The sequence below is a fragment of the Shewanella denitrificans OS217 genome, from assembly GCF_000013765.1.
GTDB lineage: Bacteria > Pseudomonadota > Gammaproteobacteria > Enterobacterales > Shewanellaceae > Shewanella > Shewanella denitrificans.
Map to the genome: position 1 here is coordinate 778,743 of NC_007954.1, position 16,551 is coordinate 795,293.

General features: G+C 44.7%; 11 protein-coding genes. 6 read left to right on the top strand and 5 right to left on the bottom strand.

The features are described from left to right. Positions 1-624 precede the first annotated feature (624 nt). The 4 genes from SDEN_RS03530 (at position 625) to SDEN_RS03545 (ending at position 5,183) form a co-directional block, all read left to right on the top strand. Positions 625-1,764: an acyltransferase family protein gene (locus SDEN_RS03530; RefSeq protein ID WP_011495133.1), complete on the top strand. Its 1,140-nt coding sequence runs from the start codon at positions 625-627 to the stop codon at positions 1,762-1,764. A 194-nt stretch (positions 1,765-1,958) separates the two neighbouring features. Beyond that, the gene (locus tag SDEN_RS03535; RefSeq protein ID WP_011495134.1) at positions 1,959-2,537 is read left to right on the top strand and encodes a hypothetical protein; all 579 of its coding nucleotides are present in this window, start codon (positions 1,959-1,961) and stop codon (positions 2,535-2,537) included. A 65-nt stretch (positions 2,538-2,602) separates the two neighbouring features. Next, positions 2,603-2,971, top strand: a complete 369-nt coding sequence (locus tag SDEN_RS03540) for a hypothetical protein (protein ID WP_011495135.1) — start codon at positions 2,603-2,605, stop codon at positions 2,969-2,971. A gap of 1,462 nt (positions 2,972-4,433) precedes the next feature. Further along, positions 4,434-5,183 (top strand): KilA-N domain-containing protein, encoded by a 750-nt coding sequence (locus SDEN_RS03545; RefSeq protein WP_011495136.1) that lies wholly within the window; start codon positions 4,434-4,436, stop codon positions 5,181-5,183. A 179-nt stretch (positions 5,184-5,362) separates the two neighbouring features. On the opposite strand, the gene SDEN_RS03550 is transcribed toward SDEN_RS03545, so the two are convergent. Next, on the bottom strand, positions 5,363-5,917 hold the full coding sequence (locus tag SDEN_RS03550; RefSeq protein ID WP_011495137.1) for a TMEM165/GDT1 family protein: 555 nt from the start codon (positions 5,915-5,917) through the stop codon (positions 5,363-5,365). Between the two features lie 403 nt (positions 5,918-6,320). On the opposite strand from SDEN_RS03550, the gene SDEN_RS03555 reads away from it, so the two are divergent. Both SDEN_RS03555 and SDEN_RS03560 read left to right on the top strand, forming a co-directional pair. Continuing rightward, on the top strand, positions 6,321-7,520 hold the full coding sequence (locus tag SDEN_RS03555; RefSeq protein WP_011495138.1) for an aromatic amino acid transport family protein: 1,200 nt from the start codon (positions 6,321-6,323) through the stop codon (positions 7,518-7,520). A 195-nt stretch (positions 7,521-7,715) separates the two neighbouring features. Then, entirely contained in the window at positions 7,716-9,872 is a 2,157-nt protein-coding gene (locus SDEN_RS03560) for a S46 family peptidase (RefSeq protein WP_011495139.1), read from the top strand. Positions 9,873-9,901: 29 nt separating this feature from the next. Here SDEN_RS03560 and SDEN_RS03565 read toward each other — a convergent pair whose 3' ends face one another. From SDEN_RS03565 to SDEN_RS03580, 4 genes are all read right to left on the bottom strand, one after another. Beyond that, entirely contained in the window at positions 9,902-10,609 is a 708-nt protein-coding gene (locus SDEN_RS03565) for a 23S rRNA pseudouridine(2604) synthase RluF (RefSeq protein WP_041406018.1), read from the bottom strand. 215 nt (positions 10,610-10,824) lie between these two features. Beyond that, entirely contained in the window at positions 10,825-13,023 is a 2,199-nt protein-coding gene (locus SDEN_RS03570) for a PKD domain-containing protein (protein ID WP_011495141.1), read from the bottom strand. Positions 13,024-13,233: 210 nt separating this feature from the next. After that, positions 13,234-14,583: a Na+/H+ antiporter NhaC family protein gene (locus SDEN_RS03575; RefSeq protein ID WP_011495142.1), complete on the bottom strand. Its 1,350-nt coding sequence runs from the start codon at positions 14,581-14,583 to the stop codon at positions 13,234-13,236. 198 nt (positions 14,584-14,781) lie between these two features. Continuing rightward, positions 14,782-16,476 carry an RluA family pseudouridine synthase gene (locus tag SDEN_RS03580; protein WP_041406019.1) on the bottom strand — a complete coding sequence of 565 codons (1,695 nt, stop codon included), beginning with the start codon at positions 16,474-16,476 and terminating at the stop codon, positions 14,782-14,784. Positions 16,477-16,551 lie beyond the last annotated feature (75 nt).

A 16,551-nucleotide genomic window follows, 5' to 3' on the forward strand; every position in this document is an offset into this window, starting at 1 on the left:
CTGCGACATTGGTCGCAGTATGGCAAGCGTTATCTGCGACGAGTGTCGCAGATTGGCTATATGGTCGCCGTTATTATGTTATTGCTTTATATTGCAGTTCAGTTTTTGGGATGAGGCCGAATTTACTTTGACTGGATCTGCTTTATGGGTATACGAGATATCTGATGAATAGATTATTAGGTTTTAAGGAGAGCTCGAATGTCTACTGATGGTTTATTCGCTTTATTCTGCGCCGGGGCATCCTGCTTCGTTCTACTTCCTGCATTCATGCTGTCGTCGGCAACTTCGAGGGGGGCAATCTGTGAGTGAGGTGTTAGTTCAAGGCTTAGTGTTGTTAGCCCTTGAGATCTGAAGAGCAACACTGGGGTTAAAAAGATGAACCATGGTGATTTGCGAGCCGACCCGTCCATGGCCGCTTTTTGACATCTGACCCACATGGGCGTGGGAAATGTCAGTATGAAGTTTGGAATATTGACAACTGCTGAGAAAGCATTTGAATTATCGACGGTAAAAATCCTTGTTTTACAATATATTGCAGGATATATTTGTTGCTCTTATCGGCTCGTTACCCCCCGTTTTGCCAGCGAACCATATTTCCCTCTTTGAAAGAAGCGAATAATAAAAATGCCAACCAGAATAAACAATTCAGAGCGATTGCCAGGTCTTGATCTTCTCCGGACCATCGCCATTATCTGGGTGATGCTTTTTCACTCCTTTTTATTGGGAGGTCTTGGGCCAGACTGGTCGTGGCTTTCTCGATTTGGTTGGATGGGGGTTGATTTGTTTTTTGTGCTCAGCGGGTTCCTTATCGGCATTCAGGTGTTAACGCCTCTAGCGCGAGGCAAAAAATTGTCTTTCAGTGATTTCTACCTACGCCGGGCTTTCCGTATTCTTCCTGCTTACTGGGCTGTGCTCTTATTGTATTTACTGTGGCCATCCTTCCGAGAAGAGGCGGGCATGGAATCAGGCTGGAAATTTTTGACTTTTATCACAAATGTGAGCATAGATTATAGAGCTAATGCTGCTTTTTCTCATGCTTGGTCCCTCTGTGTCGAAGAGCATTTTTATTTGTTTTTTCCGCTTTTAGCCGTCATCTTTTTTCGGCGTCCCAGCATGTTGAAATTTGTTTTATTCGTCACTATGGTCATTGTTGCTGGTGTGATACTTCGCGCCGTAATTTGGCAGCATGGAATGGATTCTGACCCTTCTTTCATTCGAAACTGGTTTGTTGAAGATATTTATTATCCAACATGGAATAGGCTAGATGGTTTGCTCTGTGGGGTGATGCTTGCGGCATGGAAAGTTATGCGCCCACAGTCATGGGAACGTGCAAGACGTTACGCAAACTATAGTCTTATCGCTGGTATTGCAGTTATGTCCCTTGCTTTTTGGATCTTTCAAAACCGTGTTGGTCTTATAGCAAACTCGATTGGTTGGCCTATTCTTGCTTTTGGACTTGGGTTGATTGTATTTGCTGGCGCGGGTCGTGATAGTGTTATTGGACGTTATAAGGTACCGTTTACCGGTTGGTTTGCGGCTATTTCCTATAGCTTGTACCTCATGCATAAAGCGACTTATCACCTCGTGCAGCAACAATGGGGAGATCTTCTATTAGATAGGGGGTTTTTGGCATTCATTGTCTACGGCTGTGCAGCGATTATGGCTGGAGCGATACTTCACTACATTGTTGAACGTCCATGTCTTAAGCTTCGGGGAAAAATAACACTGAGAAGGCGAGACGAACTTGTCAGCAATCCAACGTAAAAAGCCTCTATGTTTGATTTCTAATTCCAATAAAGAGCAACCAGCGTTTAAGGGATTGATAAATTTTGTACTAGCTGATAAGTTGCTAAAATTAATAATAATTTAAGCGTAAACGAGTCGAATATTAAGGAAGTGCCTTAGGGTGGTTTCCGAAATTCGGGTTTATAAGCGGTTATGCTATTGAGGAACGCTTAGTGTTGAAAATAATAATAGTATTATCAAGCCTACTTCTTACTTCGTGTGCGACTGTCGCGCCTGTGGTAAACCCTAATAGTCCGATTAACATTTATGGTGTAACAACTCTGCCTCCTCAAAGTGGCAGCTGGGTGGTTATGGCGGCATCAGGCTACCAGTCGTCACTTGGGAGCATAGGTGCTAATAAAAATGAATCACTAGTTGTAAATGTTTCTATATTTCAGTTGCCCGCATTAGATTCTGATAAAAAATTCCTAGAATATATTGTCGAATCAAGAGCAACGTCCCCAGATACAGGCCGATTTGAAAACCAAGAAAACACTGAAAACCTTTCGCCTCTTAATGGGGCTATTTGTGTGAAATACCATTCCATATCAAAAGATACCAATGCAAAAATTCAAGGAGGTAAGGCCTCGATGTTTTTGGAAAGTATTGGCTATAATTGCCAGCATCCCAAAAAGAATACAGTAGGCGTAAATATTGAATATTCGCTTCGTCACTTTGCACATACCCAATATCCTTCATTAGAAAAAGACAGTGATGATTTTTTCAAGAATATTCAGTTTACGGAGTTTTAGTAGCGTAACAAGTTGCAGTTGCAAAAGCTGCAAACAAACAACGCTGACAATCGTACGCAAACAAGGTGCCGCAAAATGATGCGGTCTATGTCTTGAAATTGATGCACCGCATTGGGGTTAAATACCTATCTATATGGCTTGCTGCCCTTGCTGTAATTTACTTAATTTCAGATTTTGTGTTCTTTCGTGGCTTATACATAGAAACTCAGATTGGCACAGTAACAGACGTTTCACAGAGCATTTCAAGACCTAGTGGTGCAGGTCCTGTACTCAAATATGCTTCTGTGGAGCTTGAGAGCGGTCAATTCGTACAAGCTGTTTGTGAGCCCTCATGTCATATTGGTACAGAGGTAGAAGTGAATATTTATGAGCCACTTATAGGCTGGAATACAAATTACTACACCACCGGCATGCAAATTAAGGATAGGCCATGAGCCAGCCGAGGTGTCTTTCTTGTTAATAATAAATCATCATAATTCAATGTGTTATCCACATTTAAGACTTAGTGCTCTCTTAAGGTCAACAGGTCACTAGAATGCTAAAAAGGTGAGGCATGCGGCTATACCTAAGAGATACGAGGCGAGTGTCGGCCCTATTGCCGGCTCTTGATCTCATAAGGAATCGGCGTGTCGGAGAGACTTTTTATGAAAGAAATGGGCCATGGCTAGCCTGTATACAGAAATTTCAGTGACAGTTTTTTCGAGTCCTCAGCGATGGATTTTTATCTAACAAGATGTCCAAACTCTGTTTGGAACAAAGTCGCAGGGTTCCACTCTGCACTGGCCAAGAGGGGAAAACAACAGCATTCTCCCCTCTTGGAACACCCCTGTGCCGCCCGCGAAGTTGTTGATCCTCATATTCACCTAAAAATACCTAACGGCTCGACAGCACATCCATGTGCCCAACGAGCCTTAACCATTTCTGATAGGCTGGATGCCTGAATGCCACGTAATCTACGGATGGATGAGAGTGGCCCTGATGGTTGCACGGGATTTTTAGGTGAATAAATCGGCAACTTCGAGGGTAATTGGTGCAACCTGTGAGAGTGCTATTAGGCTTAACATAGGCATGGGACTAGATTTTAAGAGCTAACAGATTGCACGAATGCTACAAAGGTGAACCATGAGTGTTTGCGAGAAGACCGTCCATCCCATGGACGGGATGTTCGAGCCCTCATGGACGAGTTTACGGCGTGTCGTTGAGTGAATACCATGGCAAGCCAGTATGCAGGAATGTCATCAACTGGCTTTTTGAGGCAAGTTCAGTCTAAATTTTCTAGCTCATTTATGTCCAAAAATGTGCCACGGAGCATAAATCATTTATGCCCCAAAGCTTTTTTGCAAGATGTCCAAACTTCGTTTGGATCAAAGTCGCAGGGTTCCACTCTGCACTGGCCAAGAGGGGAAAACAACAGCATTCTCCCCTCTTGGAACACCCCTGTGCCGCCCGCGAAGTTGTTGTTCCTCATATGACGAAGAAAATACCTAACGGCTCGACAGCACATCCCTGTGCCTAACGAGCCTTAACCATCATCCCTGATGGTTGCACGGTATTTTAATCGTCATATTTCGGCAACTTCGAGGGTAATGGGTGTTATCTGTCACTGCAGTGTCTTTTGAGGGCTAGGCGTGTTGATTTTATGAGTTAAAAGAGCAAAGCTAAAGTGAGTAGCATAAGGTGATAAAGTTAAAATGATATCAATCCATTAGCCTTCAAAGAGTATAAAAAACGACTACCCCAAAAAAACAAATTCCTATAGCATAAAGGCCAAATAACATGGATGTGGCATCGGCCATATTTGGGAATGAGTCAACACGCGATTTATGCCTTGCAAACAGCGCAAGGCATAAATACTAAGACGTTAGCTTCTGTGAATAACTATGGAGTAAGTAAGAAATGGGACAGTTAGAACTAATACCAAGAGTTGAAGAAGGGGAGATTATTCCTCAGCGTTTAAGTGATGGATATATAAGTGCTACGGCTTTATGTAAATCTGTTGGTAAGGAATTTGGTAACTACCATGCTTTAAAATCTACCCAAGATTTCATCGCAGAACTTAGTTTACAGACGAATCTTCCAAAAGAACAATTAATCCACATTATTCGAGGTGGAAATGCTCAACAGCAAGGAACGTGGGTTCACCCTTATCTAGCTATCAACCTTGGTCAATGGCTGTCTGTTAAGTTTTCTGTCAAGGTATCTCAATGGGTATATGAATGGCAAACAGGTACGGCTAAACCTGTTATGCCGGTTCACATTGAAAGGTACATGATGAATCGAACTCGTATCCCACATACTCATTTTTCAATGTTGAATGAGTTGGTTTTTAACTTAATTGCACCTTTGGAAAGTGCAGGTTATACAATGCCTGCAAATCTGTTACCAGACGCATCTGAAGGTAAGATGTTCTGTAATTGGTTGAGAAAAAATCGAGGAGTTGAGCCAAAAAACTTCCCTAATTACAATCATGAATTTCCGGATGGACGAGTCTTTCCCGCAAGATTATATCCAATGCAGTACATGGAAGACTTCAAAAATCATTTCCATCAAATTTGGTTGCCTACTAAGGCTCCTGAGTATTTCGGACAGCGGGCTCCAGAAGCATTGACATATGTAAACCAAGCGCTATTGCCTAACGGTGTATAAAGCTAACAAAACTAGGCACGGCGATGCCTACTGCATTGCGGCTTCGCCTCCATTTCGTAGCCGCACGTGCTAGTGGCGTTAATCTATATAGATTTTTATCCGAAAATCTCAAATTAGAGTTAACAAGCTTTTGTCCAAAACGAGTTTAGGCCAGCGAGTAATGCTCGCTAGCCTTGTTGTTAATAAATCAATGTCGCAACGCCGAGCAGGGCAAACAGTAGGGCGCAGCCTCTGTGGATGAGGGTTAGCGGTAGCTTTTCTGCGCTGAAATGTCCGGCGATCACCACGGGTACATTGGCGATTAACATGCCTAAGGTCGTACCTATCACCACCCAAGTGAGTGACTCATATCTTGCAGATAAGATCACTGTGGCGATTTGAGTTTTATCGCCCATCTCGGCCATGAAAAACAATACGAAAGTCGCAGCGAAGGCGCCGAAGCGGTAAAAGCCTGGGGTGTCGTCATCCATTTTGTCGGGCACCAGTACCCATATCGCCATGGCAAAGAAGGAGGCGGCAATCAGGTAGCTGCCGATTTGTGGGTCAAGCCAAGTGATTAACCACTGTCCAAGCCAAGCGGCGGCAAAATGATTCAATAAGGTGGCCAGCAGAATTCCACTGATAATTGCCGTTTTGTTTTTGAATCTAGCGGCAAGTAATAATGCCAATAGCTGAGTTTTATCGCCAATTTCGGCAATAGCAACTGTGATTGTGGATGTGATGAAAGCGTCCAAGTCGGTATCTCAGGGGTAAATGACAGCTAAGCACAAGCAGCCGCATACCCCATGATGCAGTCGCCGTGCTTAGGTCTTGCTGGGTGGTTTTCCGCTGAGTCTTATTAATTAAGCATTAACTCAGAAACCACTGTGAGCACCATGGCCTGTGGCCAAGTATGTTGATACTCACCCCAAGGCAATTGAAAATCTGGCCTTGGTTAGCTACTCCCCTAAATACGAGGCGAGCATTATAACCAATAAACGGGGGGATTCAAGCTTACTCTTTTAGTTAGAGATGCTTGCCTGAGGCCGTGGGCATCTGCTAATGTCGAAACTCAAATAATTGTCGACAACAATCATTAGTTTATAAAAAAATAGCTCATCAAGGCTTTCTAAAAAGAATAACAATAGGAAATATCGAGTGAATTTGAAGATCTTAGGTTCCATCGCCATCGTTGCGGGAACGGCCATTGGCGCAGGTATGTTGGCGCTGCCCTTAGCGACAGCGGCTCTTGGGATAGTCCCTGCGGTAATGCTCTTGTTTGTAATTTGGGGAATATCTGCATATACCTCATTGTTAATGTTAGAAATTAATTTAAAAGCCGGTGTTGGAGATAATGTCCATGCCATCACGGGTAAAACCTTAGGCAAAACCGGTCAGCTTATTCAGGGCGCCTCCTTTCTCAGTTTATTGTTTGCACTCACCGCCGCCTATCTCACCGGGGGGGCTTCGTTACTGGTACTCAAGGCCCAGGCGATTTTTGATATCACCTTAGATAAACAAATGGCCGTGCTGCTATTTACCGTCTTTTTAGGTGGTTTTGCAGCCTTTGGCGTGGCTTTGATAGATAAAGCCTCAAGATTGCTGTTTTCGTTAATGGTGGCCTTGTTAATTTTAGTGGTGTTATTTTTATTACCCGAAGTGGAAATGGGCACCTTAGCCTCGAAGAGCTTTGAGTTGGTGCTCGATGCCGATGGCGTTAATCTGTGGATGGCCGCCATACCTGTGGTATTCACCTCTTTTGGCTTTCATGTGTGTATCGCCACCTTAGTGGGTTACCTTGAAGGGGAAGCGAACACCCTGCGCAAAGTCCTCTTGATAGGCTCAACCTTGCCACTTGTGTGTTACCTCTTGTGGTTAACTGTCACTCTGGGCACCTTAGGCGGTGAAACCATCACTAGCTTTAATGGCTCTCTTGGGGCCTTGGTGAGTGCATTGCAGGCGGTGGCTGAGTCTGAAATTGTTAGCAAGTTCATCGGTTTATTTGCTGATTTAGCGCTTATTACGTCATTCCTTGGGGTCACCATGAGCCTGTTTGATTTCGTGTCTGAGTTGACCCGTGCTAAAGCAACTTTATTCGGACGATTACAGACTTGGCTAATCACCTTTGTGCCGCCACTGTTATGTGCACTTTACTACCCAGATGGCTTTGTTAAGGTGTTAGGTTTTGCGGCCATCCCCTTGGTGATTATGATTATTTTCTTACCTATCGCCATGGCCCTAGGTCAGCGTAAACAAGCAATAGCAGGCTACCAGGTTTCTGGTGGCAAGCCTGCCTTGGTACTCACAGGCTTAGTGGGCTTGGCGATAATTTTTGCTCAGTTATGGGTGGCATTATAAATTCGTTTCAAACTGCTTTGTAACTGAGTTTTTCAAAGCCTATTCTTACCATAAAACAATATGATAAAGTCAGACCTTATGCTCAATGCAGGTCTGACTTTTTTATTTGTCCTGATTACCGGTACAAGTTTGCCTCGTACTGGCTTTGGGACTCGCTCGATAGTATGTTCGCCCCCACTAAAATGGAATGAAATAATGAAAAAATGGTTAGTTAGTGTCGCAATCGCGGCAAGTTTCGGCGTTCACGCCGATGAAGGCATGTGGCAGCCACACCAATTGCCAGCCATGGCCGATGAATTAAAGGCTAAAGGCTTAGAAATTGATGCCAAGTCGATTTCTAAATTAACTGAGTTCCCAATGAATGCTGTCATCAGCCTTGGGGGCTGTACTGCCTCTTTCGTGTCACCTAAAGGCCTAGCTGTGACTAACCATCACTGTGCTTATGGCTCAATCCAATACAATTCAACCCCAGAAAAGAACCTACTAAAAGAGGGTTTCTTGGCTAAAAGTTTTGCCGAGGAATTACCGGCAACCCCAGGTTCGCGCATTTTTGTTACCGAAGCTGTCACCGATGTTACTGCTAAGGTGAAAGCCGGTGAGATGGAAAAAACGGGTAATGATTTTTACAAAGGCATTGAAAATAAAGAGAAAGAATTAGTTGCCGAATGTGAGAAAGAGCCAGGTTTCCGTTGTCAGGTCTATAGCTTCCACGGTGGTCTCGAGTATTACCTGGTCAAGCAAATGGAAATCCGTGATGTGCGCTTAGTGTATAACCCTGCGGCGAGCGTAGGTAAGTACGGCGGTGATATTGATAACTGGATGTGGCCACGTCACACGGGTGATTTCTCTTTCTACCGCGCTTACGTGGGTAAAAATGGCAAGCCTGCCGATTTCAGCAAAGACAATGTGCCTTATGAGCCCAAGAGCTTCCTTAAAGTGTCGGCTAAAGGCGTGAGTGATGGCGACTTTGTGATGGTGACTGGCTACCCTGGCAGCACTAACCGCTACCGCACAGCAAGCGAAGTGAAAAATCAGTTCGAGTGGGCTTACCCAGAAGGCAAGATGCTGCGTGAGCGTTATATCGACATCATCAAAGAAACCGCAAAAGATGGCAGTGACGAACGTATTAAGTATGAAAGCTTGATCGCTGGTTTAGCCAATTATGCTAAAAACTTTACCTCTATGATTGAGTTTTACGGCAAGTCGACCATGCTGGCCGACCGCCAAAAAATAGAAACAGAATTAGCTAAGTGGATAGCTAAAGATGAACAACGTCAGCAGCAATATGGCAGCACCTTAGCCAAGCTTGATGAGTTAGTGGCAAAAGGTCAGCAGAAGCAAGAGCGCGATATCTTACTGGGTTACATTGGCTACACAACTATGATAACGACGGCTCGCGACTTGTACCGTTTAGCTCATGAAAAAACCTTGGCAGATGCGGCTCGTGAGCCAGGTTTCCAAGAACGTGATATGACTAACTTTAAGTCGAGCATGGAGCGCATTGACCGTCGTTATGCCGCCAGTGTCGATAAAGCCGTCTTACTCGACTTATTAAGCCGTTATGCGGTATTGCCCGCCGAAAAACGCATTGCTGCGTTAGACACGGTATTTGGTATTGAAGCAAACTTCAGTAAAGACAAGCTAGCTAAGACGTTAGATGCCATGTATGCCAATACTCAGCTTGGCGTACAAGCCACACGCTTAAGTTGGATGGACAAATCTGTGGCTGATTTTAAAGCCTCAAACGATCCTTTTATCAAGATGGCAGTGGCACTTTTTGATAGTGATATGGCCAGAGAGCAAGAGAAGAAGCAACTCGAGGGCGACTTAATGAAGGTGCGTCCACAATACATGGATGCCATCATCGCTTATAACCGTGAGCTAGGAAAGCCTGTGTATGCAGATGCTAACTTCAGCCTGCGTGTGAGCGTGGGGCATGTGAAAGGTTACTCGCCACAAGATGGCTTAAAGGCAGTGCCATTTACTCGTCTTGAAGGCATTTTGGCTAAAGATACAGGTATGGATCCTTTCGATGCGCCTCAGAAGCAGTTAGACCTGATTAAGGCTAAGCAGTACGGTGATTTCTATGTGAAATCATTGGATTCTGTGCCAGTGAACTTCCTGTCGACTTTAGATACCACTGGCGGTAACTCAGGCTCACCGACCTTAAATGGTCGCGCTGAATTGGTCGGTCTGCTGTTCGATGGCGTTTATGAGAGCATCATAGGTGACTGGTCATATAATGACAGCAACAACCGCTCTATCCAGATAGATAGCCGTTACATGTTATGGGTAATGAAGTATTTAGACAATGCCGATAACCTATTAGCTGAAATGGAAATCGTACATTAAGTGATACTGAAGTAATCCTAAGTTAGGGATTATGAGAGTATCGAAAGTAACGATATGAGTTCTGCGGCCTCCAGGGGCCGCATTTTATTGTCAGCCAATTGCTCAAATTCTTTTGAATTCAGCTCAAGCTTCATGATAGCCGTGCGCTGTAAATCTATGACCTTATACCCCAGCGCTTTGCACATGCGCCTAATTTGTCGATTTAAGCCTTGGGTCAATATCATCTCGAACTTATCATCGGCTAACCGCCGCACTTCACAGCGCCGAGTTAACACACCGGGGTAAGCGACACCTGTGCTTAGGGCCATGATGTCCTCATCTTTGAGTGGCTGGTTAACTTGTACATGATAGGTTTTAGGGTGATAAAAGTCGGGGTGCATCAGTTTATGAGTCAAGTCACCATCATTGGTGAGCAATAACAAACCTCGAGAGTCCTTATCCAAACGGCCGGCGGGGTAGAGCCTAGGCGCACTGGGAAGCTGATGAATCAGGCTTGCTGGATCTTGAGCGAGTAGGCGACAATCTATACCTATAGGTTTGTTGTATAACCAATAAGCCTTAGCTTCGGGTGCGATAGCCTTGCCATCCACCCGCAGGGAAGAGGCATTGTGCTCATCAATGTAATCGGTATGGCTTGCCTGGTTCCCATTCAACAGAACCCGGCCCGCTTCAATCAAGCGGCTCGCTTGGCGTCTTGAGGCAACGCCACATTGGGCTAAGTAATGGGCTAAGCGAATAGAGGTCATAATTAATGATAGAAAGTCAAATGTGCATGGGAGGTTTGAGTGCAGTGCAAAATAGCATGATTTTTTGCAGGGAACTAGCAGATAGAAGAGTGGAGAAGATTAACACTGTGCTTGTTAGCATTAATTAACCACTCCAGCCCAGTGCCGCAGTGGTTAATATGTTAGTAAAAATGGATCTTGCTCAGCTTATAAAGCAGCTTATACCATTACTGAGAAGGCAGTTGGTCTATGTCGACAGGACGAGTCTTTAACTTAAAGAAAGTTCGATTACCGTACCAAATAGTATCTAGGGTATTGTTGTTAGATGAAAAATTTGAACGATAGAAATGTTGCTTTTGATGAAGCCCATAAGCATTATCTTTATTGGCGAAGAGCCTCCAATTACGTTCATGGTACAAGGTACAACCTGTTGTTGCTGCATCGCGGCACTTAGGCGAATAGTTGCCATCTTGCTTGCGTACCCTAGTAATAGTTAATGAACCATCATCTTCAATCTTCCATTTACCATATGCAATAAAAAGTTCATTGGTACTTATTTCACCGTTTTCATTGGAGTCGATGGCTGAATAGGTTTCGGCATCACCATTAGTTTGTAGTTCAATCCAAAAATGGCTTAAATCGCCCGAATCAAATTGGTTATTTGTATAATCGTAGATGCCAGCAACTTCTGCTGCTGTCCAGGCACGTTTAGGGCTGATTTTACCTTGACCCATAATATTAGTCGTAAAATTGATGCCATCTTCACTGGACTCATAGGAAAAAATATCTGCAACACCAGCATCGCTAATTTTTCTAAATCTAAGTTTTTTTCCATTTTCTAGGGTGATGAATAATGCGCCTTGCTCAACTTTCCACGTAAAATTGTCGTTTAATAATTCTCTGCTACCTTGACCGTTGGCTGTCAGGGTGAATAAATCGGCCTCCACACTAATGTCACCGTCTATTATTTCTTCATCAATAGTTAAACTGGCAAATCCTGCCGTCATAGGCTCAATTGGAATAATACCAGCTTCTTTTACTGCGACTGAAATCGAAGTAGATGTAGATATTTCATCGGTTAATTCAGCATTTGGATAATGACGACGATTTGTCCAAGTTATTAACAGTAAATCACTTTTAGTACTTGATGATAAACGTTTAAATTGGATTTTATCAATGAGGTTTTGTACCTTAACATAGGTCATTCTCCCATAAATACTTTCTTGGGTTTTGAATGTTTTTATATCTTGCCCGACAATTGTGGCGGTGATTTCGCCATTTGATTCAGTCCAATCAAAGGTAAGATCTTTGCTTGAACCTTTGCCGTTTGGCATAAAGTCAAAGCCATCACCGCGACTTAGGCTGTCTGCAGGTAAGACATAATATTTAGCGGGGACGTTAAAGTCTGAATCGGCATCGACTAAATTAGTATCCTGATAAATTTCTTGCTGTGCTTCAGTATACTCAGGGGCCGATTGCACCATTTCAACATAGGCTTTTGCTTTTGCTGCATTCTCGACCAATGAAAGCGTGTCTGGAATGCCTTCAGGTAATGACAAGGTGTTATTAGCGGCAGATTTATCAATCGCGACTTTAATTGCGGTAGCCAGCATCATGACTTCATCATAATTTAAGCCAGCATATAAGGATTCAAGCAATGCAGTAGTGGTGATGTCTTTGCCACTATTGGCACGTTTGGCGAAGGCATATTTGGCAGTGGTAATATTGGTAACATTAACGGCAAAGTGTTCAGCAGATGTAAGTACATTATCATCACCAGCAATTGTACTTAATTCTTCAGCCGTACCCAGCAGTGAAATTAAACCTGCGTTGCTTTGCTGACTAACACCTCTCGCTGAAATACTGATAAAAGATGAAGCTTCAGCGTCATCCAGCAGTAAATCAACACTGTATTTACCGTCATTTTCAGCAATTGCTTCAACACTAATGTCTCGACCAGCAATGTGTGCTGATATTTTGGCATTCGATAACGGTGAATCCGTGGCTAATCCTTTTATAGTTAAAGGTATGGTTTTCGCGTTAATGAGTATTGATGTACTGGCGGTTGATTTTGCACCGTCATCATCAGTTGCTGTGACTTCTAACTGTACAGTATCACCACTGAGACCTACATCGGGTGCCATAAAAGATACGGATGAAGTCATTTCTCCTGCAAGTACTAGGGTATGGCTGCTAATTACCTTCCACTGGTAGCTGGCTATAGTTCCATCGGAATCGGTTGCTACAGCGCTAACAGAAAAGGTGGCTTTTTCTATTGCGGATGCAGTATTTGGGGCGATCGAAACAGATGGCGCTAGATTGGGCACTATCACTGGAGTTGGTTCATTCGAATCGCTTCCTCCACAGCCAGCTAAAGAAAGTGAGCTTACTATTAAAGAAAGTTTAATTAAGTCTTGAATATACATCTACAGTCCATGTTTGATACGAATATAAATACGAACGCGAGATAGTACAGTATCAGATGAGTAATAGAAATACTGGCAGTACTACTCGCAGCTCATATTTATTATTTAATCTATTACTTGGCTTTATAACTCTGTGTCATAAGATTAAATAAAGTCATGGACATTTAAATCCTTATTGTTGGCTCATAGGTATCATAATAAGTTCAAGAATTAACTGCGGGGACGAAGATAAACAATAACACAGGCCACCACAGCCAAGATCATGCAGTACCAGGCATTCGCTATGGCCACTAAAGGGGTGATACTGAAGGTCGCCGCCACTAATAAGGCTTGAGCACCGTGGGGAATTAAGCCTTGAATAATACAGGCGAAAATATCCAATACACTGGCGGCGCGCTTTGGGCTGACGCCGTGTTTAGTGGCAAGGGATTTAGCAATGTCACCCGTAACAACGATTGAAACGGTATTATTGGCGACACAGGTATTGGTGCCAGCCACTATGGCGGCCATGCCAAATTCAGCAGCCCTCGGGGATTGAGTGGCTTCACTGTGAGAGAAGCGATCTATAGCCCTTTCAATAAATTGGCTGACAAAGGCAAGTCCACCACGCTGTTGCATTAACGCAGCAAGGCCGCCCACCAACATAGAAAGGATAAAGATTTCCTGCATATTACTAAAGCCGGCGTAAATGTCATTACCCAGAAGAATGACAGAGTACTCAGGGTTTAGTAGGCCCACGGCGCCTGCCAATACGATACCTAAACCCAATACTAAGAATACATTGAGTCCTGCCACCGCCAAGATCAAGATGGTGATGTAAGGCAGTACCTTGATGAGGTCGATATCTTGGGCGGCAAGGGCTTGCTCGGCCAATGCCGTTTGGCCTTGGCCTGCCAATGTGAATGCCACTAAGGTGAGTAGGGCCGCTGGAATTGCAAATACTAGGTTTTCACGGAATTTATCTTTCATTTCACAGCCTTGGGTGCGGGTGGCTGCAATCGTAGTGTCGGAAATTATCGATAAGTTATCACCAAACAAGGCGCCAGACATGACGGCGCCAGCCATCAAGGCAGCATCAATTTGCGCTTGGTCGGCTATGCCTACCGCAACGGGAGCGACGGCGGCTATGGTGCCCATAGAAGTCCCCATGGCGGTGGCAATAAAGGCGGCAATCACAAAGAAACCAGGCAAGAGTAAGTTGCTGGGGATAAAAGACAAGCCCAAGGCAACGGTGGCATCGACGCCGCCAGTGGCTTTAGCCACAGCAGCAAAAGCGCCGGCTAATAAGTAGATTAAACACATGGCAATAATATTGCTGTGGCCAATACCTGCGATAAAGGTTTCTATGGCTTGATTGAGCTTTTGCTTAGATAAGATTAGCGCTAACACAATAGCGGGCAGGATAGCGATGACGCTAGGTAATTGGTAGAAGGCGTAATCGACATCTTGGCTCTGGAAATAGAGCCCAGCGCCAATAAATAAGCTTAAAAATAGGAACAAGGGTAATAAGGCAATAAAAGAAGCTGGACTGGCCGTTCTTGATGTATGTGATTGACTCAAAGGGGATTCTCTCTATCTTTAGCATCGAAAACATTATCGAAGTCGATAAATATTAGCGTGCTGAATTATTGTTCTTGTTACCTCATCATAACAAGTCCGCCCTAGAATAGGAGAATATTTTTACTGAGTCAATATGGACGTCTAGACTTCTTTGCTTCTGTACCTGTTTTGCACTCCATTTGCCCGAAAAATCATCACTTAAAAGTCTGCATCAAGCTGGAAATGCAGTGCTTCACGGCTTTGTGGGTGGGTGAAGCTTAAAGACTCAGCATGTAGATGCAATCGGCTAGCACGCACGCCATAGTGATCATCGCCGACAATCGGCAGATGCAGGCCTTGGCTATGGGCGCAATGGACCCTTAACTGATGAGTGCGACCGGTTTTAGGGTAGAGGAACACCTTAGTTCGTCCCTGCTGAATGTCTATTATCTGCCAGCGGGTTTCGGCGCTTTTTCCATGCTCATGACACACCAATTGTCTGGGCCTGTCATCTAAATCCCCGCGAAGGGGCAGGGATATGATGCCTTCATCTCCGGCGGTTCTATTGGGTAATAGGCCATCCAGTAGAGCGATATATCGCTTAGTGACAGTGCGGAGAATAAACTGTTTTTGCAGACTTTCATGGGCCTCTTTATTAAGGGCGATCACCATAAGCCCTGAGGTCGACATGTCCAACCTGTGCACTATGATGGGGCCACTGGCACTTGGAAAGTCACGAATGATACGGGTGTGCACGCTATCGCTAATGTTTTTCCCTGGCACAGATAAAAACTCAGCTGGCTTGCTGATGACCAGTAAGTGTTCATCCTGATAGATGACAGTGATCTGCTTATCATCTGCGGGGTTTTCCAATAATGGATTGGGATCCACCTTTAGGCCTTCTAGCATATGGCTTAGGATAGGGTGGCACTTTCTTAGGCAGGCGGGATAAAATTGCCCGTGACGACGCACTTGAGATTTAGGCGGCGTGCCCCACCAAAACTCCGCCATGGCCAGCGGCGTGAGTGAGTGGCTGTAAGCATAGTGCAGCAACTTAGGTGCCGCGCACTCGCCCGCTCCCGCAGGTGGGGTGCGCTCCACAGTGGCGGCAAAAATATCGCCTAAGCTTTTGTGGGCGCCGTTGGCATTTAAAAAAGTGTACTGAGAAAATAGCCTCTGCTGCAGCGCGCCGGAGCGTTGCTTACGCTCAAGTTTAAGTGCTTGTAGTGCATCATTCAGTGCATTTAGCTCGGTGCTCACGCTATCTATGCGCTTATCCCAGCTCAGCTTCAGATCCCGCAATTGGAGTTTTTCAGCCACACTCTGCTGATTAAGCTCGAGCTCTGCGGCCGGTGTCTGTGCACTCTGGGGCGCGGCAGCTAATGCGGCTCTCTGAGCTTTTCTGTGTTTTCGCCCTTGGATCATGATATCCCTTTGGGCGTTGAGCGCTGCCGTGGCGGCTTGTACTAGCTGGCACTTAAGCTGGCTGAGCCTGTGCAGTTCTGAGTCTTGCTCTTTTTTCTCAATCTGTTGATTTATTTCATTTATCAGGCGGTTTTCAGCGAGAAAAAAGTCATCTTGTTCCAGCATGTCAAACACAGGAGGCACAAAACCTGGTAGATGATTGCTGTTGGCTAACTTGCCAGAAAATGCCGCCAGATACCCAAGTTCACCTTGGCTGTTTTGCACTAGCATTACGCCAAACATCTTACCTATGACATTATGTTTATCACCAGTTAGCCCAAAGTTATGCTGCCACTGGGTTTGCTGCAACAGATGCTGTTGTAACTCCTCGGCTGCCAGAATGCACAAGGGATGCGGCTGATAATAAAACGGGAAGGTAAAGCGTTCGGGTAATGGGTGATGATCAATTGCGGCGTTAAAGGGCGTAAAACAAGTGGGTATAGAAGGCATAAAGGTTTCTGGCGTTGGTGGCATAAGCAGGGGCAATGGTAACCTGCTTTGGTCTGCTTGTCTCTTTGTCTCTTG

What these genes read in the sequence shown, in the direction of transcription:
- SDEN_RS03545 (WP_011495136.1), top strand. Translation starts at nt 4,434, where the DNA reads ATGGGACAGTTAGAACTAATACCAAGAGTTGAAGAAGGGGAGATTATT.
- SDEN_RS03570 (WP_011495141.1), bottom strand. Translation starts at nt 13,023, where the DNA reads ATGTATATTCAAGACTTAATTAAACTTTCTTTAATAGTAAGCTCACTT.
- SDEN_RS03560 (WP_011495139.1), top strand. Translation starts at nt 7,716, where the DNA reads ATGAAAAAATGGTTAGTTAGTGTCGCAATCGCGGCAAGTTTCGGCGTT.
- SDEN_RS03580 (WP_041406019.1), bottom strand. Translation starts at nt 16,476, where the DNA reads ATGCCTTCTATACCCACTTGTTTTACGCCCTTTAACGCCGCAATTGAT.
- SDEN_RS03530 (WP_011495133.1), top strand. Translation starts at nt 625, where the DNA reads ATGCCAACCAGAATAAACAATTCAGAGCGATTGCCAGGTCTTGATCTT.